General features: G+C 65.7%; 16 protein-coding genes, 1 other RNA gene and 1 pseudogene. 8 read left to right on the forward strand and 10 right to left on the reverse strand.

The features are described 5' to 3' along the window. The first annotated feature begins 152 nt into the window (after positions 1–152). A complete protein-coding gene (locus tag ACD584_RS05340; RefSeq protein ID WP_014508405.1) occupies positions 153–1,403 on the forward strand; it encodes a DUF819 domain-containing protein in 1,251 nt (416 codons plus the stop codon). A gap of 161 nt (positions 1,404–1,564) precedes the next feature. On the opposite strand, the gene ACD584_RS05345 is transcribed toward ACD584_RS05340, so the two are convergent. Both ACD584_RS05345 and ACD584_RS05350 read right to left on the reverse strand, forming a co-directional pair. Beyond that, complete coding sequence (locus ACD584_RS05345) at positions 1,565–2,761, reverse strand: XVIPCD domain-containing protein (protein WP_076036659.1); 1,197 nt, start codon at positions 2,759–2,761, stop codon at positions 1,565–1,567. 36 nt (positions 2,762–2,797) lie between these two features. Then, positions 2,798–3,607: an ankyrin repeat domain-containing protein gene (locus tag ACD584_RS05350; RefSeq protein WP_175611834.1), complete on the reverse strand. Its 810-nt coding sequence runs from the start codon at positions 3,605–3,607 to the stop codon at positions 2,798–2,800. 203 nt (positions 3,608–3,810) lie between these two features. Here ACD584_RS05350 and ACD584_RS05355 point away from each other — a divergent pair, with 203 nt between their 5' ends. Beyond that, positions 3,811–4,515, forward strand: coding sequence for an HAD family hydrolase (locus tag ACD584_RS05355; RefSeq protein ID WP_019237468.1), 705 nt, complete (start codon positions 3,811–3,813; stop codon positions 4,513–4,515). A gap of 713 nt (positions 4,516–5,228) precedes the next feature. On the opposite strand, the gene ACD584_RS05360 is transcribed toward ACD584_RS05355, so the two are convergent. Together ACD584_RS05360 and ACD584_RS05365 are read right to left on the reverse strand one after the other, a co-directional pair. Beyond that, the gene (locus tag ACD584_RS05360; protein ID WP_014508400.1) at positions 5,229–5,453 is read right to left on the reverse strand and encodes a YbdD/YjiX family protein; all 225 of its coding nucleotides are present in this window, start codon (positions 5,451–5,453) and stop codon (positions 5,229–5,231) included. Then, positions 5,453–7,525 carry a carbon starvation CstA family protein gene (locus tag ACD584_RS05365; RefSeq protein ID WP_116923728.1) on the reverse strand — a complete coding sequence of 691 codons (2,073 nt, stop codon included), beginning with the start codon at positions 7,523–7,525 and terminating at the stop codon, positions 5,453–5,455. The genes ACD584_RS05360 and ACD584_RS05365 overlap by 1 nt, the downstream gene beginning before the upstream one ends. Before the next feature lie 232 nt (positions 7,526–7,757). Here ACD584_RS05365 and ACD584_RS05370 point away from each other — a divergent pair, with 232 nt between their 5' ends. Further along, entirely contained in the window at positions 7,758–8,618 is an 861-nt protein-coding gene (locus ACD584_RS05370) for a pirin family protein (RefSeq protein ID WP_076036662.1), read from the forward strand. Positions 8,619–8,651: 33 nt separating this feature from the next. Next, positions 8,652–9,086 (forward strand): annotated as a pseudogene (locus ACD584_RS05375) (OsmC family protein). Between the two features lie 59 nt (positions 9,087–9,145). Here the strand turns inward: ACD584_RS05375 and ACD584_RS05380 are convergent. From ACD584_RS05380 to nfi, 4 genes are all read right to left on the reverse strand, one after another. Beyond that, a non-coding RNA gene (locus ACD584_RS05380) (sX9 sRNA) lies at positions 9,146–9,220 on the reverse strand. 127 nt (positions 9,221–9,347) lie between these two features. Next, positions 9,348–9,809 carry a hypothetical protein gene (locus ACD584_RS05385; RefSeq protein WP_011037845.1) on the reverse strand — a complete coding sequence of 154 codons (462 nt, stop codon included), beginning with the start codon at positions 9,807–9,809 and terminating at the stop codon, positions 9,348–9,350. A 249-nt stretch (positions 9,810–10,058) separates the two neighbouring features. Beyond that, positions 10,059–10,949 (reverse strand): pirin family protein, encoded by an 891-nt coding sequence (locus ACD584_RS05390; RefSeq protein ID WP_042598162.1) that lies wholly within the window; start codon positions 10,947–10,949, stop codon positions 10,059–10,061. Between the two features lie 372 nt (positions 10,950–11,321). Continuing rightward, positions 11,322–12,167, reverse strand: coding sequence for a deoxyribonuclease V (gene nfi / locus ACD584_RS05395; protein WP_175611610.1), 846 nt, complete (start codon positions 12,165–12,167; stop codon positions 11,322–11,324). On the opposite strand from nfi, the gene gpmA reads away from it, so the two are divergent. From gpmA to ACD584_RS05415, 4 genes are all read left to right on the forward strand, one after another. Then, complete coding sequence (gene gpmA / locus ACD584_RS05400; RefSeq protein WP_070690420.1) at positions 12,138–12,887, forward strand: 2,3-diphosphoglycerate-dependent phosphoglycerate mutase; 750 nt, start codon at positions 12,138–12,140, stop codon at positions 12,885–12,887. The two genes, nfi and gpmA, sit on opposite strands and share 30 nt — an antisense overlap. 147 nt (positions 12,888–13,034) lie before the next feature. Beyond that, positions 13,035–13,352 carry a hypothetical protein gene (locus tag ACD584_RS05405; RefSeq protein WP_175611835.1) on the forward strand — a complete coding sequence of 106 codons (318 nt, stop codon included), beginning with the start codon at positions 13,035–13,037 and terminating at the stop codon, positions 13,350–13,352. A gap of 165 nt (positions 13,353–13,517) precedes the next feature. Then, positions 13,518–15,617 (forward strand): M13 family metallopeptidase, encoded by a 2,100-nt coding sequence (locus ACD584_RS05410; RefSeq protein WP_076036663.1) that lies wholly within the window; start codon positions 13,518–13,520, stop codon positions 15,615–15,617. Between the two features lie 153 nt (positions 15,618–15,770). Then, a complete protein-coding gene (locus tag ACD584_RS05415; RefSeq protein WP_076036664.1) occupies positions 15,771–17,333 on the forward strand; it encodes a phospholipase D family protein in 1,563 nt (520 codons plus the stop codon). Between the two features lie 304 nt (positions 17,334–17,637). Here ACD584_RS05415 and ACD584_RS05420 read toward each other — a convergent pair whose 3' ends face one another. Together ACD584_RS05420 and ACD584_RS05425 are read right to left on the reverse strand one after the other, a co-directional pair. Continuing rightward, positions 17,638–18,765, reverse strand: a complete 1,128-nt coding sequence (locus ACD584_RS05420) for a chemotaxis response regulator protein-glutamate methylesterase (RefSeq protein WP_070690431.1) — start codon at positions 18,763–18,765, stop codon at positions 17,638–17,640. Next, positions 18,762–19,568, reverse strand: a complete 807-nt coding sequence (locus tag ACD584_RS05425) for a protein-glutamate O-methyltransferase CheR (RefSeq protein ID WP_175611611.1) — start codon at positions 19,566–19,568, stop codon at positions 18,762–18,764. The genes ACD584_RS05420 and ACD584_RS05425 overlap by 4 nt, the downstream gene beginning before the upstream one ends. Position 19,569: the final 1 nt, after the last annotated feature.

Here is a 19,569-nt window from a genome sequence, read left to right on the forward strand (position 1 = left end):
GACCGGTGCGCACATGCCCGAGGCGTGCGCACAGGAAAACCCGAATCCATCCCCGCGCTTTGCGCAGGCACGCCGGTCGGCTAGATTCGGGTGATCGGCCACGCTTGGACGATCCGCCACTGCGCGGCCATCTGCCAGGATCTCCATCGCTCGTGACCCCACCCCCTGTTGCACTGATCCAGAACGACATTGTCGTGTTCGGTCTGATCGCCGCCACCCTCGGCGCCGTGTTCTGGACATCCGCCCGCGAACGCGGCCCCTGGCAGCGGTTCTACGCGGTGGTGCCAGCCTTGTTGCTCTGCTACCTGCTGCCGGGCATTTACAACACGGTAGGGTTGATCGATGGCGCCAACACGCGGCTGTACAACCCCATCGCCCGCGACGTGCTGCTGCCGGCCGCCCTGATCCTGCTGACCCTGAGCATCGACCTGCGCGCCATCCTGCGCCTGGGCCCCAAGCTGGTGGCGATGTATCTGGGCGCATCGCTGAGCATCATGCTGGGCGCGGTGGTCGCGTTCTGGGTGATGCGCTGGCTGCACCCGGCCACCGTGGCCGGCGATACCTGGGCTGGCATGGCGGCGTTGGCCGGCAGCTGGATCGGCGGTGGCGCCAACATGCTGGCGATGCGCGAGGTGTTCGCGGTGAATGCCACCACGTTCGGGCAATTTGCGGTGGTCGATGTTGGCGTGGGTTATGTGTGGATGGCGGTGCTGATTTTCCTGGCCGGGCGCGCCCGCAGCATCGATGCGCGCAGCGGCGCCGATACCCGCGCACTGGATGCCTTGCAGGAGCGCATGGCGCGCTTCCAGGCCGAGCACGCGCGCATTCCCAGCCTGTCGGACCTGATGGTGATCGTGGCCGTGGCGTTCGGCGGGGTGGGCCTGGCGCATGCGCTCGCCACCCCCTTGGCCGGCTGGTGCAAGGCGCACCTGAGCTGGGCGCGCCAGTTCAGTCTGGACACACCGTTCGTGTGGGTCGTGGTGCTGGCGACCAGCCTGGGCCTGCTGCTCAGCTTCACCCGCGCGCGCACGTTGGAAGGCGCGGGCGCTTCAAAGATCGGGACCTTGCTGCTGTATTTCCTGATCGCCTGCATCGGCATGCAGATGGACCTGCTGGCCTTGCTCGATCGCCCGTGGCTGTTCCTGCTCGGGCTGATCTGGATTGCCGTGCACATCGTGCTGTTGTGGGGCCTGGGCCGCCTGCTGCGGGTACCGTTCTTCTATTTCGCGATCGGCTCGCAATCCAACATCGGCGGGCCGGCTTCCGCGCCGGTGGTCGCTGCGGCCTTCCATCCCGCGTTGGCGCCAGTGGGTGTGCTGCTGGGCACCATGGGCTATGCCACCGGCACCTACCTGGCGTATCTGGTCGGCATTACCTTGCGGGCGATGGCCGGGGCAGGTTAACGCTGCCTTGCCGGCGTCATGGAGCTGTTGCCTGCAACAGCTCCATGGCATCTCGGGTCGGTTTGGTCGACCGCAGTAAAGAGATGATCACTTGCTGGACCTTCCCGCACCGCACGCGTCCACCTGACGAGGACTGCATGCGGCACGGTTTGCCGAGCAGCTTATTGCTGGATCACCCGGCGTTGCTCGTCCTGCTGTTGGGCCTGCGGATGCGCGTGCTGCTGGTTGTGCTGCTGCAGCTGGCCGACATTGGTCTGCGCCGGTTCGTTGGCCGCGGCCGCCGTCTGCACATGGCTGCGCAGATGGGTGGGGTCGTCCATGCGGCCCTGCACCGCGATCAGGCTATCGCCATCGCGGTTGGGCACCAGATGGTCGATCCGCTGCAGGCCGTCGTTGCCTGCACGCGCGGCCACGCTGGCGGCGGTGTTGAGAAACGCGGTGTCGTCGCGCAGCCCCAGCCGCTCGCGTTGGCCATCCAGTTGCACCACCGCGTCATTGAACAGCTGGCTGCCCGGCTGCAGCGACGCGCCGCGTGCCTGGTCGGGCGATTGCATGTCCTGCGCCTTGATCACCGAGTCCATCCCGTGCAGGTCCAGACGGTGCTTGAGCACCATGCCGGGTACCAGCCGCTGCCCGAACGACAGCGGGTCCGGCTCCGGCAATTCGATCTGGTGGCCAGCCGCATTGGGCATCGTCCACTTCAGCGGAATGCTGTCTTCCTGCAGATGGGTGAGGATTTCGTTCTTGACGTGGTAACCGCGAATCAACTCCTCGCTGGCGTACTGCTTGGCTGCCGACGCATCCAGGCCCTCGCGTTCGAGGGTACGGTCGTTGACGCCGGCCGCGTTGTACGTCACTGCGGGAATGTCGTTGACCATGGCCGATGCCGATGCCAGACCGCCGCCCAACGAATGGCCGGAGATCACCACCTGGTCACCGAAGGCCTGTTTGGCCTGGCTGCCGAGCTGGATTGCCGATGCGTATTGCGCATCGTCGAAGCCCAGGCCCTGGCCGATGTTGTGCTTCCAGTCCTTGCCTTCGTCGGTCCCGCAAAAACCGAGTACCACCTGGCCTTGATTGTTGCGATAGAACGCGGCGTCGAAGCCGCTTTTGGCGTCGTGCAGCAGTGCCGGATCGATGCCGGCCTGCTGCAGCGCACTGTCGTCCATGCGCGACCAGCCATTGGCCAGCGGCGCAAAGGTTTCTGCGCCGCCTTCGCGGCGTTGATTGGCAGTGGCATAGAGATCTTGCAGCAGCTCCGGAAATTGCCGGTCCTGCGGCTGCGGTTGTTGTCCGCGCATCGACTCTGCGAACGGAGTGGATGCGGCGGTGGAGGATGTGGATTCTGACGGGGACATGCGCGGTTCCTTGCGTGCGTCGTACGGAAAGCGCGCTTAGCGGCTGCTTTCCGCGGGAATGTTGTGAGCGCTCAACCATGCGCGCACATCCGATCTGACCTGTCGTCCGGTGGCATTGAGCAGACGGTCCGGCGTGGTAAAGAAATACGCCTGGAAGGTCTTCTGCTGTGCATTGCGCACCGTGGGGTCCACACCGGCCTTGAGCAATTGCAACACTGTCGGGCTGGAGGCGCCGCTCTGCGCGGCCAGATGCAGCAGGCTGTTACCGGTATGGTCGACGCGCTGCACGTCGGCGCCTGCGTCGAGCAACAGGCCGATCTGCGCATCGCGCTTGCTCTGCACCGCGCGAAACAGCGGCGTCCAGCCGGCACGCGCGCTGACCACATCGATCGGTGCCTTGTGCTGCAGCAGAATCTTCAGGTATTGCGGGTCCTGCGCCATGGCGGCCATGTGCACGACCGTTTCCTGGTCCATGCCCGGCAACGCCGGGTCCGCGCCTGCGTCAAGCAGCGCGTCCAGGGCGCGGGGTTGTTCGTTCCAGATCGCCCATTCCAGCAAGGTCACGTTCTGATCGCCATGTGCGGCCAGATCGACGGTGGGGGCGAGCGTTTTGATCCGTGCGATGTCGCCGTGCGCGATGGCGTTGGCGATGTCGGTCAGACCGGGGTCGCGGAAAGCGACGGCGTGGTCCTGCAGCGTAGCTGACATGGTGGTTTGCTCCTTGGCACCGGGCGAGGCGGTGCATGAGACCGCGAAGAACGAGGTCGCAAGAACGAGCAGGGTGGGGAATCGCGTCTGCATCGAAATCTCCTTCTCCTGATCGCATTCCTGATGACGCTGCGGCACGTCCCGCCACAGCGGGGCCGATCCTACCAGCTGTAAAAATCCCAAACGGTAAGATTTCGTGACATGGGCGCGCAGGCCGGGCGTCTGGCCGGGTCTGCTTGGCGACGGACCTTGTTGACGGACCTTGTTGACGGACGCGCGGGCGTCTTCGTCATGTGCGCGGGCACTGCGCCACAGCCGACGGTCACGACCGGGCCGGCATAATGGCGCTTTGCAAGCAGATGGGTGCAATGGCGTACGAGCTACTGATCAGTGACTGCGATGGGGTTCTTGTCGACAGCGAAATCCTGGCCGACCGGGTAATGCGTGAGGCGCTGGCAGCGTTCGTGCCGGCCGAGCCGTTGGAACATCTGCTGGAAACCACGTTCGGGCAGACCACGCGCGAGGTATTGCGGCGGGTGGAAGAACACTTTGCGCTGCAGTTGCCGGAAACCCTGCTGGCGCAGATCCAGGCGCGCAGCGAAGCCTTGATCGCCGCCGAGGTGCAGCCGATTGCGGGCGTGCGACAGGCGCTGGAGCAGATCCCGCTGCCGCTGGCGGTGGCCTCCAACAGTCGCCGCCACAACGTGATTGCATCGGTGGAGCGGGCTGGGCTCACGGCGCGTGCGGCAGGGCGGATCTTCAGCGCCGACATGGTGGAGCGGCCCAAGCCCGCACCGGATGTTTACCTGCTGGCCGCGCGCACGGCCGGTGTAGCACCGGAGCGTTGCCTGGTCATCGAAGACAGCCCCACCGGTGCGACCGCCGCGCTGGCGGCCGGCATGCAGGTGCTGGGCTTTACCGGTGCCAGCCATATTCCGCAAGGGCACGGCGACACCCTGCGACGGATCGGCGTGCTGGAGGTGTTCGACGATATGCGCGATTTGCACGCATTGTTCGAGCGGCTCGCGCAAACGCGCGCTGGTTGAGGGTGTCGCGTCGTTGCTTCGTTTGGCTGCAGTCAGTGCTTGGATCAAAAGTCTGGTCGGTCGCGCGTGCGGTGCCCTCACCGCTTGCGGGACACGCCGCAAGTACCTCCCTGTAGGCTCGGTGGCGGCATCCATGCCGCCACACGGTCCCGCAAGCGGCGAGGGCACCGCACCAGAACGTTCGTAGGTCGCTTTGTTGAAAGCCTGCCTGTTAGTCGTCGCGTTGCGACGCTGATCGGACGCGCCGTCATTCGCCGTCATCCAAAAAACGCGCGTATTGCGCTGCGTGCAACCATGCACACCGACACGCCTGACTGGTCCTTGCCCGCTCGCCGTCGCGGGACCTTACGCGGCATAGATGCCGCGTAAGAGCTTACAAGGACGTACTTGCAGCGTGTCCCGCGATGGTGAGCGGGCAAGGGCCCTGCAGCCAAGCCACAGATCAGCCTGTCCAGCTTGCGACGTGTCCCGCGACGGTGAGCGAGCAGGCTGTGCAGCCAAGCCGCAGATCAGCCGCTCTACCTTGCAGCGTGTCCCGCGACGGTGAGCGGGCAAGGGGCCTCCACCCAAGCCGCAGATCAACCGCTCTGCAGCCAATCTGCCGCACCGTCCAATCGCATAAAGAAAACCACATTTCGCGTCCACATCAACGCAACAGGGCGCGATTCGCATCGCGCCCTGTTGTGTGTATATCTGTCGATCACGATTACCGATCAACAGCAGCGGAACCCGCTCTTGCCGCCGTAACGCGCTTCCTGGCGTTCGCGGAAAAACGCCGGGTAGTCCATCACCGGTTTGTCCGGATGTTTCTCCAGCATGTGGCGCACGTAGTTGTCGTAGTCCGGGATGCCACAGCACAGGCGTGCGGTCTGCACCAGGCGGCGCCAGATGCGGCGATGGGCCTGGTATTGGCTGGCAAGAACGAGTTGAGTGCCCATTACAGATCCGCCATCTGGTGTGGCTGCAGTGCCACGTACGGGGTTTCGCGATCGCTGCGCTGCGGGCTGCGGCGGGCGACCACGATCGTTTTGACTGCGTAGATCAGGATCGAGCCCACCACGAACAGGAACAGCACCGTCAGCCCGGTGTTGACGTAGGCGTTGGTGACGATCTGCTGCATCTGCGGCACGGTCTTGGCCGGTGCGGTGATGGTGTTGCTGGCGATGGCGGCCTGGAACTTGTGCGCCTGCGCCAGAAAACCCTGCGCTGGGTTGCTGTCGAAGATCTTGATCAGCCCGGCGTAGGTGGTGCACAACAGCAGCCACAGCGCCGGCACGATGGTGACCCAGGCGTAGCGGTCACGCTTCATCTTGAACAGCACCACCGTGCCCAGCATCAGCGCGATGCCGGCCAGCATCTGGTTGGAGATGCCGAACAACGGCCACAGCGTCTGGATACCGCCGAACGGATCGATCACGCCGGTGTAGAGCAGGTAGCCCCACAGCGCCACGCAACCGGCGGTGGCGATGATGTTGGCGGTCCACGATTCGGTCTTCTTCAGCGCCGGGATGAAGTTGCCCAGCAGGTCCTGCAGCATGAAGCGGCCGGCACGCGTGCCCGCGTCCACTGCGGTGAGGATGAACAACGCTTCGAACAGGATCGCGAAGTGGTACCAGAACGCCATCGTGTTTTCGCCCGGCAGCACGTGGTGCAGGATCTGCGCGATGCCCACCGCCAGCGTGGGTGCACCACCGGCGCGCGCCAGGATGCTGTGCTCGCCGATGTCGCGCGCGGTCGCTTCCAGCACTTCCGGAGTGATCGCAAAGCCCCACTCGCTGACCTTGGCGGCCACCGCCACGGTATCGCTGCCGACCAGCGAGGCCGGGCTATTCATCGCGAAATAAATGCCGGGTTCGATGATCGACGCGGCCACCAGCGCCATGATCGCCACGAACGACTCCATCAACATGCCGCCGTAGCCGATGTAGCGCATGTGCGCTTCGTTGGCGAGCAGCTTGGGCGTGGTGCCGGAGGCGATCAACGCGTGGAAGCCGGATACCGCACCGCAGGCGATGGTGATGAACAGGAACGGGAAGATGCCGCCCTTCCACACCGGGCCATCGCCGCTGGCAGCGAACTGCGTGAGCGCCGGCATCTTGATGTCGGGCATCACGATCAGGATGCCGATCGCCAGGCCCAGGATGGTGCCGATCTTGAGGAAGGTGGACAGATAGTCGCGCGGTGCCAGCAGCAGCCATACCGGCAGCACCGAGGCGATGAAGCCGTAGCCGATCAACATCCAGGTGATCTGCTTGGCGGTGAAGGTGAAGGCCGGGCCCCAGGTCGGGTCGGCGGCCACCTGGCCACCCAGCCAGATCGCACCCAGCAGCAGGATCAACCCCACCACCGAAATCTCGCCGATCTTGCCGGGGCGGATGTAGCGCATGTACACGCCCATCATGATCGCGATAGGCATCGTCGCGATCACCGTGAACATGCCCCACGGGCTCTCGGCCAAGGCCTTGACCACCACCATCGCCAGCACCGCCAGGATGATGATCATGATCAGGAAGGCGCCGAACAGCGCGATGGTGCCGGGCACCTGGCCCATCTCTTCGCGCACCAGGTCGCCCAGCGAGCGGCCGTTGCGGCGCGTGGACAGGAACAGCACCATGAAGTCCTGCACCGCGCCGGCCAGCACCACGCCGACCACCAGCCACAGCAGGCCGGGCAGGTAGCCCATCTGCGCGGCGAGCACCGGGCCGACCAAGGGCCCGGCGCCGGCGATCGCGGCGAAGTGGTGCCCGAACAGCACGTGCTTGTTGGTGGGCACGTAGTCCAGGCCGTCGTTGTTGGTCACCGCTGGCGTGGCACGGGTGGGGTCGAGCTGCATCACCTTGTCGGCGATGAACAGGCCATAGAAGCGGTAGGCGATCAGATAGATCGACACCGCCGCCACCACGATCCACAACGCGTTGATGTGTTCGCCGCGCCGCAGCGCCACGGTGCCCAGGCAGAACGCGGCCAGCAGCGCCAGCGCGCCCCAGGCCAGCTTCGAGATACCTTTCATGCATGCCCCTCAGGAACGATCCCGCTAAGGGTCCTCCCGCCGGCTGTCCGCGGTCAATGGTGCCGCCCGGGGATCAGGTAAGCCTTTGGTCGTATGGTGTCTGGCATTGCAGTGCGGCATTGCGCCTGCGCGCCGTGGCGTTTTGGAACGATCGGTTGCACGCGTCGCGGTTGGGCGCCGCGCTGGCGGCCTCCATCATGCAAGGCATCCACTTGCGCACAGGGAGCGTTCGATGAGCGACACCACCACCTCCACGGCGGCACACGTGCTGCGGACCATTCGCGGCATGCCCACCTCCGACGGTGCCGGGGTCAAGCTGACCCGCGTGATCGGCACGCCGCAGCTGCCGGCACTGGACCCGTTCCTGATGCTGGACGAGTTCGGCACCGAACAGGCCGAAGACTACATCGCCGGCTTTCCGAGCCATCCGCACCGCGGCTTCGAGACCGTCACGTACATGCTCGACGGACGCATGCGGCACAAGGACAACCACGGCAACGAAGGCCTGCTGACCCCAGGCAGCGTGCAGTGGATGACCGCCGGGCGCGGCCTGATCCATTCGGAAATGCCCGAACAGGAATCCGGGCGCATGCGTGGTTTCCAGCTGTGGGTGAATCTGCCCGCGCGCGACAAGATGAGCAACCCCAAGTATCAGGAATACGCGCCGGACAAGATCCCGGTCGCGCATCCGGCTGCGGGCGTCACGGTCAAGGTGATTGCCGGCGCGGTGGGCGATGTGCACGGGCCGATCGTGCAGCCCGCCACCGAGCCGTTGTACCTGGATATCGCACTTACGCCGGACACGTCCTGGGACTATCTGCTGCCCGCCGGCCACAACGCGTTCGCGTACGCCTTCGAAGGCGCGGCCACGGTCGGCGAGGGCGAGGGCGCACGCCCGTTGCCGGCGCAGGACCTGGCGGTGCTGGGCGGTGGCGAGCGGCTGCGGCTGCAGGCCGGTGCTGCCGGCGCGCGCTTGATCCTGGTCGCCGGCCGGCCGATCAACGAGCCGGTGATGCGGCATGGCCCGTTCGTGATGAACACCAAGCAGGAATTGATGCAGGCGTTCGTCGATTTCCAGGAGGGGCGGTTTTGAACCGGGGCGGGTTGCCGCGTGGGAGAAGCGCACATGAGTGATCGCGCCGTCAGTGTCGTCACCGGCACGGTGCCCTATACGGTCACCATCCACGATGGCCAGCACCACTGGATCGGCGACACCCAGCCGGCCAACGGTGGCCAGGATGCGGGGCCGGATCCAGAGGCGCAGGTGCTGGGCGCATTGGGTGCCTGCACTGCCATTACCGTGTCGATGGTGGCCGCACGCAAGTAATGGCCATTGGCCGCGGTGCACGTGCGACTGCATTACACCCAGCGCGGCGCCGCGGGCACATCGATCACGCGGGCGATCGTGCTGGACGGCGCACTGGACGATGACCAGCGCGCACGCCTGCTGGAGGTGGCGGAGAAGTGCCCGATCCATCGCCTGCTGACCGGCGAGGTGCGCATTGCCACCGAGCTGCAGCCGCACGCGCTGGTGGATGCTGCCGGCGGTTCGACACGCTAGGGCGCATTCAGCGCGCGCTGGCGGATGCCGGCGCGCAGCTGCATTAGCGCATTAAGAGTGGCTAACAAAACGTAGCGAGCAGTCGTCAGGTGGGTGCGGACGGCGCGGAGGAACCGGAGTGTACGTCGGTACATGCCGATTTCGAGCACCGGCCGCGCCCGCCTGGCGGCTGCGCAGTCGTTTTGATAGCTGCTCTAAGTCGTAGTGCGAAGCGATGTGGCATGACCGGCTGCTGCCGGTCTTGCCATCTGCGGACGTTGTTTAGCGCTGCAGTGCCAGGCTGGCCGGCTGCAGGTCCATGTTCTGCACCAGCGACTGCATCGAGGCCAGTTCTTCGGTGCTGGCGCCGTCGATCCACAGCTGTGCATAGCGCTTCTTGCCCAGCTCCACCACGGTGACGCGGCGTGATTCCATGCCCGGGACCTCGCGGCCACCCAGATCGAGCTTGTACCAGTAGAACTCCTCTTCCTGGATCTGGCCTTTTTCCGCGCGGCGGTCACGTGCCAGCGCCATGGCCGGGTCGCGGGTGGTCAGCATCACGCCCACCACCTGGCGGCCATCGGCGGTGGTGGCTTTACAGACCAGGTAATCGGCGCCGGCGAGCTGGGTCCATTGCAGGCCGGAGGCCGGCGGCAATGGAGGGCAGACGGGCGCGGACTGGGCATGGGCGGTCACGGCGGCCAACAGCAATGACAGGCCGACTAGGCAGGATGCGGACTTCATTCAAGTGTTCCCCGGCGATGGATGACAATGCGGGGCGCTGTCGTCTTTCGTGCCGCTGCACCGTCTCAAGCTCCCCGCTTGAGCGGGCCGTCCACGCAACGCGCTCCGACTACGCGGGTATCACTACCACAGTTTTGTGGGCGTGCTCAAGATGGGTCGCAGTTGCGTCTGGCATCGCTTGTGTGGCGTGGCACTCCCCTTCCGAGACCTGGCACGGTTGTGTCCGCCAGTGCGAATCCGCGCATGGTTTCAGGGGTAATTGACGGGTTTGGGCGCCGGCGTTTCCGGTAGCGGAATGAATTCCTGATCGTCGCCGGGGATGGTGCCGAAGCGGCCGGCCTGCCAATCGTCCTTGGCCTGTTCGATGCGCTCTTGTGAGCTGGAGACGAAGTTCCACCACAGGTGGCGCGGGCCATCCAGCGGCTCGCCGCCGAGAAGCATCGCCTTGAGGGGGGTCTTGGCGCGCAGCCGGCCGCGCGTACCGGCAGAGGGCACGATCAGATGCCGCGCCGGCACGTCGGCGCCATCCAGTTGCGCCTCGCCTTCCAGGATGTAGAGCGCGCGCTCGGCGTGGCCGGTGTCCAGATCGATCTCGGCATCGGCGTCCAGATCCAGTGCCACGTTGAGCGTGCCGCTGAACACCTGCACCGGCGATTCCTCGCCATAGGCGCGGCCAGCGATCACCCGCAGCCACACGCCGTTGCGGCGCTGTTGCGGCAGGCTGGTGGCGGCGTGGTGATGGAAGGCGGGCGCGGTTTCTTCGGCCGAGCGCGGCAACGCGATCCAGGTCTGCATGCCATGCAGTGCATGTTCGCGTGCGCGCTCGGGGCCCGGCGTGCGTTCGGAATGGGCGATGCCGCGGCCGGCGGTCATCCAGTTGACGTCGCCGGGACGGATCACCTGATCAGAGCCGAGCGTGTCGCGGTGGCCGATCTCGCCCGACCACAGGAAGGTGACGGTGGCAAGGCCGATATGCGGATGCGGGCGGACGTCGATGCCGTGATCGGGCTCCAGCACTGCCGGGCCCATGTGGTCGACGAACACGAACGGGCCGACGCTGCGCGCCTGCAGGGTCGGCACGGCGCGGCGCACCTGCAAGCCGCCGATATCGTGGACACGGGGAGCGATCAGCGTGGTCATGGCAGCGGCTCGTGCAGTGGGCATAGCGGCAGCTTGCCATGCAGGCGGCGGCGTGGGCGCGCTGCAACGCAAGATGGAATGTTCTGCGCGTGCCGCACGTGATGGGGCGATGGGGACGAGCTGGTGTCTGGTGGTGTGCTGCTGCGGCAAGCGGCCACGTTGGTGAATGCCGCACATCCAAGTACCAAAGCTACGAGCACCTGCACGTCGATCTGGTCGGCGTTGTCCAAGCCGCAAGACAACGGCGGCTGCGAGCTGCGAGCTGCGCGCGAGAAGCTTGGAGTCAGAATCCACACGCCAGAACTGACAAGCCACATCCAACGAACCATGCATCGATGCCCGCAATTGCACGCTTGCCCCGCAGCACGCGGGCTACAGCAACGTCGGCTGCGTCTGCAGCTCGATTTCGCCGCGCCGTGAAGCCAGCCGGTCGGCCAGACGCGTCGGTTCGGGCAGGCGGTAGGTGCGCAGCGTGCGCAGGGTCCAGTCGAGTGCGCCCTGCATCGACACGCGATGACCGGGCGAGACGATCAACGGATTGCAGCGCGGCTTGCTGCGCATTGCCCAGCCGATCTGCGCACCGGCCAGCAGGATGGGGCTGTGGTCGCCGCGTTCGCCACCGGGCTCGATGAAGGTTCCGGCCAGGCGTTGCTTGGCCACGCCGATGCTGGGCAGGCCAGTGACCACGCCGAAATGCGCGGCGATGCCGAACCTGCGCGGATGCGCGATGCCCTGGCCATCGATGAACACCAGATCCGGCGTGCGCGACAGCAGCGCAAGCGCGCGCAGCAATGCGGGCAGCTCGCGAAAACTCAGCAGGCCGGGCACATACGGCATCGAGGTCGGCACGCGCGCGACGTGGGTTTCCAGCGGCAGCAGCGTCTGCGCATCCAGCAACACGGCCGCCGCGCGCGTGGTCTGGCCCTCATCTTCGAAGCCCACATCGAAGCCGGCCAGTAGCGCAGGCGCGGCGGAAACTTCATCGCGCAGCGCCACGCGCTGGGCCAGTTGCTGCTGCAACTGTCGCGCCTGAGCGACGCTGCCGTCCCAACCTGCGAACACGGGGTCGATGGATGTCTGCATGGCCGCAGCATCGCGCGCACGCCGTAGCGATGCCGTGCACGCCAGGCAGGCATCGGCTGCCGCTACAATCAGCGGTTGATCGGCCCCCCCAATCGGAGAACCGTAGTGACCCGCAAACTCGTACTGCTGCGCCATGGCCAGAGCCAATGGAACCTGGACAACCGTTTCACCGGCTGGGTGGACGTGGATCTCACCGAGCAGGGCCGCCAGGAAGCCGCCGCGGCCGGCAAGCTGATGAAGGACGAAGGGCTGCAGTTCGATGTGGCGTACACCTCGGTGCTCAAGCGCGCCATCCACACGCTGCAGGGCGCGTTGAAGGAGCTCGACCAGGACTGGCTGCCGGTGCACAAGAGCTGGCGCCTCAACGAGCGTCACTACGGTGGCCTGCAGGGCCTGGACAAGGCGGAAACTGCGGCCAAGCACGGCGAGGAACAGGTCAAGATCTGGCGCCGTTCCTACGACATCCCGCCGCCGGCCATGGACGTCACCGATCCGGGCCACCCCGGGCATGACCGCCGCTATGCCACGCTGGACCGCAATGCATTGCCGAGCACCGAGTCGCTGGCGACCACGCTGGTGCGCGTGTTGCCGTACTGGCACGACGCGATCGCCCCGCAGTTGAAGGCCGGCCAGACGGTGCTGGTGACCGCGCACGGCAACTCGTTGCGCGCGCTGTACAAGTACCTCAACGACATCTCCAACGCGCAGATCCTGGAGCTCAACATCCCCACCGGCATCCCGCTGTTGTTCGAGTTGGACGACAACCTGCAGGTGCAGAGCTACCGCTACCTGGGCGACCCGGAGGCGGCCAAGCGCGCCGCCGAAGCCGTGGCCAACCAGGGCAAGGCCAAGTAAGCCGCGCAGCGGGCGTGCACGCAGCACGCCCGCTGCCGGATTGGCCGGTGCTGCCGCCATGCATGAGGCGTGGCGGCGGTGGCCGTGATGCAGCGGCGTGCCTGTTGGTGCGCGCTGCCAATGGTGCTTCTTTCATTGCGAGACATGATGTCCGGCAAACGTAAAACGCAGCAGATGAGTGCCCTGTACTGCCGCAGTTATCTCGCGACCTTGGGCGTGCTGGTGGCAGGAGCCAGCGGTGCGTTTGCCGCGCTGGCAGGCGGCAGTGTCTCTGCAGAAGCCACCTGGCTGGCCTTGCTGGTGTGCCTGGCCGGTGTGCTGCTGGTGGCCTTTGGCCTGTTTGGTCCGTCGCGGCAGATGGAGTCCTGGGCGGAGGCAACGTCCAGTCACGATGCGGCGCTGGTGTTGATGGCGCTCGCCTTCCCGGTGTACCTGCTGTTGAAGCCGTTCTACAAACACTCCTAGCGCGCAGTGGCGCGTTGGAGTGCGATGCCGCAGCGGCTGGATGCGCGCGGTGGCGGACGTTAGGGCGTTCGCCTGTTGTGTGACTTTTGGGGGATCAGCGCAGTGCGCCGATTACCTACTCTTTTCGGCCGCGCGCACGCTGCGGCCCCTGTCCCGGAGAATTCAATGATCCTCAGCAAGTTCGCCCCGCTGTCCCTGGCGGTGGCCATCGCCGTGACGCTGTCCGCGTGCGGTGCCTCCGACGACACCAGCAAGCCGGCCGCCGCCGCACCTGCAGCGCCGACGCGCGTGGATGTGTCCAAGCTGGATGCGCCGATCGTGGCCTTCGGCAGCGGCGATCTGGATCCGGCCATTGCCGCATGCCAGGACCTCAACGGGTTCGTCAACGCCAAGTGGCTCAAGGCCAACCCGGTGCCGTCCGACCGCACCAGCTGGGGCAGTTTCGAAGTGCTGGCCGAGCGCTCGTTGACCATCCAGCACGCGCTGGTGGAACAACTGGCGCGCGGCAACCTGTCCGCAGGTTCGGTGGATGCCAAGATCGCCGACCTGTGGCGGACCGGCTCGGACGAGGCGGCGATCGACAAGGCCGGCATCACCCCGCTGCAGCCGCAGCTAAAGGCGATTGATGCGCTTAGCGATGCGCCGGCGATTGCCGCCTGGTTGCGCGACAGCTATGCCAAGGGCCAGGGCTTTTTGTTCTCGTTCGGCGCCAATGCCGACTACAAGAACTCCGAGCAGATGATTGCGTATGCGGGGCAGGGCGGTCTGGGCCTGCCGGAGAAGGGCTATTACACCGATCCGGCCCAGGCCAAGATCCGCGAACAGTACGTGGCCTATATCGCCCGCGTGCTGGAGCTGTCCGGCATTCCGGCAGCACAGGCGGCCGAACAGGCCAAGGCGGTGATGGCGTTCGAGACGCAGCTGGCCAATGCTTCGCTCTCGCGCATCGAGCTGCGTGACCCGGCCAAGCGCTACAACCCGGTCGATGTGGCGGGCGCCAATGCCATCACGCCGCACTTCGATTGGCAGGCGTTCTTCAGTGCACTGAAGGTGCCGGCCGGCACCTTCTCGCTGAGCCAGCCGGAGTATTTCCGCGCGCTGGACGGCATGCTCGTCAACACGCCGGCGGATACCTGGAAGGCATATCTGCGCTTCCACAGTATCGATGAGGCAGCCCCGTACCTGGCCAAGCCGTTCGAGCAGGCCAACTTCGATTTCTATGCCAAGACGTTGCGCGGGCAGCAGGACATGCTGCCGCGCTGGAAGCGCACCTTGAACGCAGTCAACGAGGCCATGGGCGAGGCACTGGGCCAGCTCTACGTGCAATCGGCATTCCCGGCCGAGTCAAAAGCGCAGATGCAGCAGCTGGTGCAGAACCTCTCCAACGCGCTGAAGGCGCGGCTGGAGAAGCTGGACTGGATGAGCGCGCAGACCAAGCAGCGTGCACTGGAAAAGTGGGCCAGCTTCACGCCCAAGATCGGCTACCCGGACCAGTGGCGTGATTGGAGCGGGCTGGAAACGCGCGGCGACGGGTTCCTGGCCAATATGCAGGCCGCGCAGGCGTTCAATTACCGCTACATGCTCGACAAGATCGGCAAGCCGGTGGACAAGCGCGAGTGGCATATGACGCCGCAGACCGTCAACGCGTACTACAACGCCACCCGCAACGAGATCGTGTTCCCGGCGGCGATTCTGCAGCCGCCGTTCTTCGATCCCAAGGCCGACCCGGCGCTCAATTACGGCGGCATCGGTGCGGTGATCGGGCACGAGATGATGCATGGCTATGACGACTCCGGCAGCCAGTTCGATGCCAAGGGCAACTTCGACACGTGGTGGACCGACGCCGACCGCAAGCTGTTCACCCAGCGCACCGATCAGCTGGTGGCGCAGTTCGATGGCTATGAGGCGATCCCCGGCGTGCACGTCAAAGGCAAGCTGACCCTGGGCGAAAACATCGGCGACCTGGGCGGCCTCACCGTGGCCTACGACGCGCTGCGGATGGCGTTGCAGGAACAGCCGGCCGCCAACAAGGAGATCGACGGCCATAGCCAGGACCAGCGCTTCTTCATGAACTGGGCCACGGTGTGGCGCCGCAACTTCACCGACGGCGAGCTGCGCGTGCGCCTCAACACCGACCCGCATGCGCCGGCCAACTTCCGTGCCAACGGCGCGCCGTCCAACATGCCGGCGTTCGCACAGGCGTTCCAGTGCAAGCCGGGCGATGCGATGGTGCGCGGCGACAAGGACCGCGTAGCGATCTGGTAAGCGTGATGGACCAGCGTGCAGGCGGCGACAGTCGCCTGTACGCGTTGCGCGCGGCATGCGCGCAAGGATGAGCCCGCTGCGATGCGCTGCGTCTGCACACCAGCCTGCTCGCAGAGCCTCTAGACTGCCGCGCACTTCAACGCGGAACCGGCAGTGACCAAACGCAAGATCTTCAAGTGGGCGGGCATCGGCGTGCTGGTGCTGGCGCTGGGCAGCGTGCTGTCGCTGTATGGCTACGGCCGCTTTGCCGATCGCGAGCGCGGCCCTGCCAGCCATGCCTTGCCGGTGGCGGCGCAGGCAACGCCGATCGACCAGGTGGTCGCTCCATTGCAGCAGGCGCACGCCGGCAAGACCGGCATGGTGATCCTGTCCGACAACATCGATGCGTTTGCGGTGCGCGCGTTGACCGCGCGTGCGGCCGGCCGCAGCCTGGATCTGCAGTACTACATCTGGCATGCCGACTTCACCGGCAACCTGTTGCACAACGAATTGCTGCGTGCGGCCGACCGTGGCGTGCGCGTGCGCCTGTTGCTGGACGACATGAATATCCATGGCAGCGACTCGGTGCTGGCCGCGTTGGACAGCCATCCGCTGATCGAGATCCGCCTGTTCAACCCCACCCGTGCGCGCGAGGGCACGCTGATGCGCGGCGTGGAAATGGTGCTGCGCATGTTCAGCATCAACCGGCGCATGCACAACAAGGCGTGGATTGCCGATGGCCGCATCGCGGTGGTGGGGGGGCGCAATGTGGGCGACGAATATTTCGACGCCGCACGCGACACCAACTTCATGGACATGGACGCGGCCTTGATCGGCCCGACGGTGCGTGAGTCCGAGCAGGTGTTCGATGCCTACTGGAACAGCCCCAATGCGTTGCCGCTGGCGGCGCTGGTCACCGCCAAGCCGCAGGCGCTGGAGCAACTGCGCGGCAGCCTGGACGCGGGGATGGCGTCGGTGGGCGCGCACCCGTACGTGGAGCGCCTGCGCCAGTCGCCGAGCGTGCATGCCTTGATGCAGGGCAATCGCCCGGTGCATTGGGTGCAGCAGGCGCGCATCGTGGCCGACCCGCCGGAGAAGGCCGAAGGCGCGCCACCGCAGCCGGACTGGATGACGCCGATCCTGATCGGCGAGATGGCCAACGCACGCCGCGAACTGAAATTGATCTCGCCTTATTTCGTGCCCGGCGATGACGGCATACGCTGGATCAGTGGCCTGCGCAAGCGCGATGTACGCGTCAGCGTATTGACCAATTCACTGGCCGCCAACGATGTCGTGGCCGTGCACAGCGGCTATGCGGACTACCGCATTCGGCTGCTGCAACAAGGCGTGCGCCTGCACGAGCTCAAGCCGATGGGGCGCCCGGATGGCAGCCTGTTCGGTTCCAGTGGCGCGAGCCTGCATACCAAGGCCTTCGTGGTGGATGACAGCGCCGGTTTCATCGGCTCATTCAACCTGGATCCACGCTCGATGAATCTCAACACCGAGATGGGCCTGCTGTTCGAAGACCGCACCGTGACCGCGGAGTTGGAGCGGCTGTACAACCACAAGATAAGCGCGCCGGTGAGTTACCGGGTGACGCTGGAGCAGGGCGGGTTGCGTTGGCACGACGATGCCGCGCAGCCGCCAGCGGTGTGGACGCGCGAACCGGCCGCCAGTGTGTGGCGTCGCGGCGCGGCCAAGGTGTTGGGCTGGCTGCCGCTGGATTCGCAGTTGTAAGGACGGTGAGAAATAGCTGGCGTAGCGATGGGGTAAGACTGCGTGCACTTTGCCGCGTGCCTGCTGGGTATCGACGGCGGTTCACTGGCTTATGTACCGCGATCGCTATCCTGGCCTTTTGCGGGTATTTACGGACGACCTGCCGGCACTGATTGCGTCTCTCGCTGGCTGCGCGCAGGCGTGACGCGATGTGCCGTAAAGCCGGCACAGTGATGTCGCGATCGAAGAGCCGACCATGACGTTGCGCGAAAACCTTGGTGCAGCCGCACGCTTTCACCGCTGCCTGTCTCAAGCAGATGCACCGCTACTGCAGCTGCGTCACGATCTCCCGCGCCATCGCGCCAAGCGGCAGGATGCGGTCGGCACCGCCGCGTTTGATCGCTTCCTTGGGCATGCCGAACACGATGCTGGTGTGCTCGTCCTGCGCGATCGTGCGTGCGCCGGCCTGGCGCATTTCCAGCAGCCCGGCCGCACCGTCGTCGCCCATGCCGGTCATGATGATGCCCAGCGCATTGCTGCCGGCCGCGCGCGCGGCCGAGCGGAACAGCACATCGACCGAGGGGCGATGCCGGTTCACCGGCGGGCCTTCCAGTACTTCGACAAAATATTGCGCGCCACTGCGGCGCAGCAGCAGATGCTTGCCGCCCGGTGCGATCAACGCACGCCCCGGCATCACGCGGTCGTTGTTGGCGGCTTCTTTTACTGCGATCTGGCACAGGCCGTTGAGGCGTGCAGCAAACGCGGCGGTGAACTTCTCCGGCATGTGCTGCACGATCACGATACCCGGGCACACGCGCGGCAAGGCAGTGAGCACTTCTTCCAGCGCCTGGGTGCCGCCGGTGGAGGTGCCGATGGCCACGATCCGCTCGGTGGTCTGCGCCAATGCGCGGCCGGTTTGCGCAGGCAGGATCACATCGGCAGTGTGCTTGACCTCGGCCTCCAGCGGCGTGGCAGTGACGCGTGCGGCCAGGCGTTTGACGTTGGCACGCGCGGCGCTGCGCACGGTGGCCACCAGCTCGTCGGCCGAGTCGGTGAGGAACTGCTTGAGTCCCAGCCGCGGTTTGGTGACCACGGCCACTGCGCCAGCGGCCAGCGCATCCATGGTCACACGCGCGCCTTTTTCGGTGAGCGTGGAGCAGATCACCACCGGGGTGGGGCGCTCGCTCATGATCTTGCGCAGGAAGGTGATGCCATCCATGCGCGGCATTTCCACATCCAGCACGATCACGTCCGGCCACTGCTGGCGCATTTTTTCGATGGCCAGCAACGGGTCCGCGGCGGTGGCGATGACCTCGATGCCGGGCGCTTCGTTGAGCACGCCTACCAGCACCTGGCGTACCACCGCCGAATCATCGACCACCATCGCCTTGATGGTCTGGGACTGCGGGATGGGGCGGTTGAACGCTGTGGACACGGTGGATCCCTGGCTCAGGCTTTGCGAAAGATCGACGGTGCCACCTGGATGAGATCGATGTCGAGCTCGCTCAGGCTTTCCGAATGGCCGATGCAGAAGTGCCCGCCCGGTTTGAGGTTGGCCAGCACGCGCAGGATCACTTCGCGCTTGGTCTGACCATTGAAATAAATCATCACGTTGCGCAGGAAGATCACATCGAAGCTGCCCAGCATCGGCAAGGCGGCGTTGAGATTGGCATGCACGAACTTGACCCGGTCACGCAGGCGACGCTCCACCAGCAAGGTGCCGGCGTACTCGCCCTGGCCGCGCAGGCAGTAGCGCTTGAGATACGCCTGTGGAATGCCGTCGATGCGCTGCAGGGCGTAGTGGCCGGTGCGGGCCTTGGCCACCACGCGGCTGCTGATGTCGGTGCCGACCACTTCGAACGCACGGTCTTGCAGCGCGTCGTCGAGCACCATTGCCATGCTGTAGGCCTCTTCGCCGGTGGAACTGGCCGCGCTCCAGCAGCGCAGCGGCAGCCCACCACGGTGGTCGTCAGCCAGGCGGCGCAGCAGGTCGAAGTGCTTGGGCTCGCGGAAGAAATAGGTTTCGTTGGTGGTGAGCAGGTCGATCGCGGTCTGGATCTCGTCGCGATCCTGCCGGCTTTCCAGCAATTGCAGGTATTGGGTGTAGTTGTCGAACTGATGCTCGCGCAGGCGCTTGCCCAGCCGTCCGCACAACATGGCCTTCTTGCCGGAAGAAATGCTGATGCCGGCGGCTTCGAAAATGAAGCGCTGAAAGCGCCCGAATTCCTGTTCGGTGATCGCGGTCGACGTGCTCATG

It is taken from the genome of Xanthomonas sp. NCPPB 2922 (assembly GCF_041520885.1).
GTDB lineage: Bacteria > Pseudomonadota > Gammaproteobacteria > Xanthomonadales > Xanthomonadaceae > Xanthomonas > Xanthomonas campestris.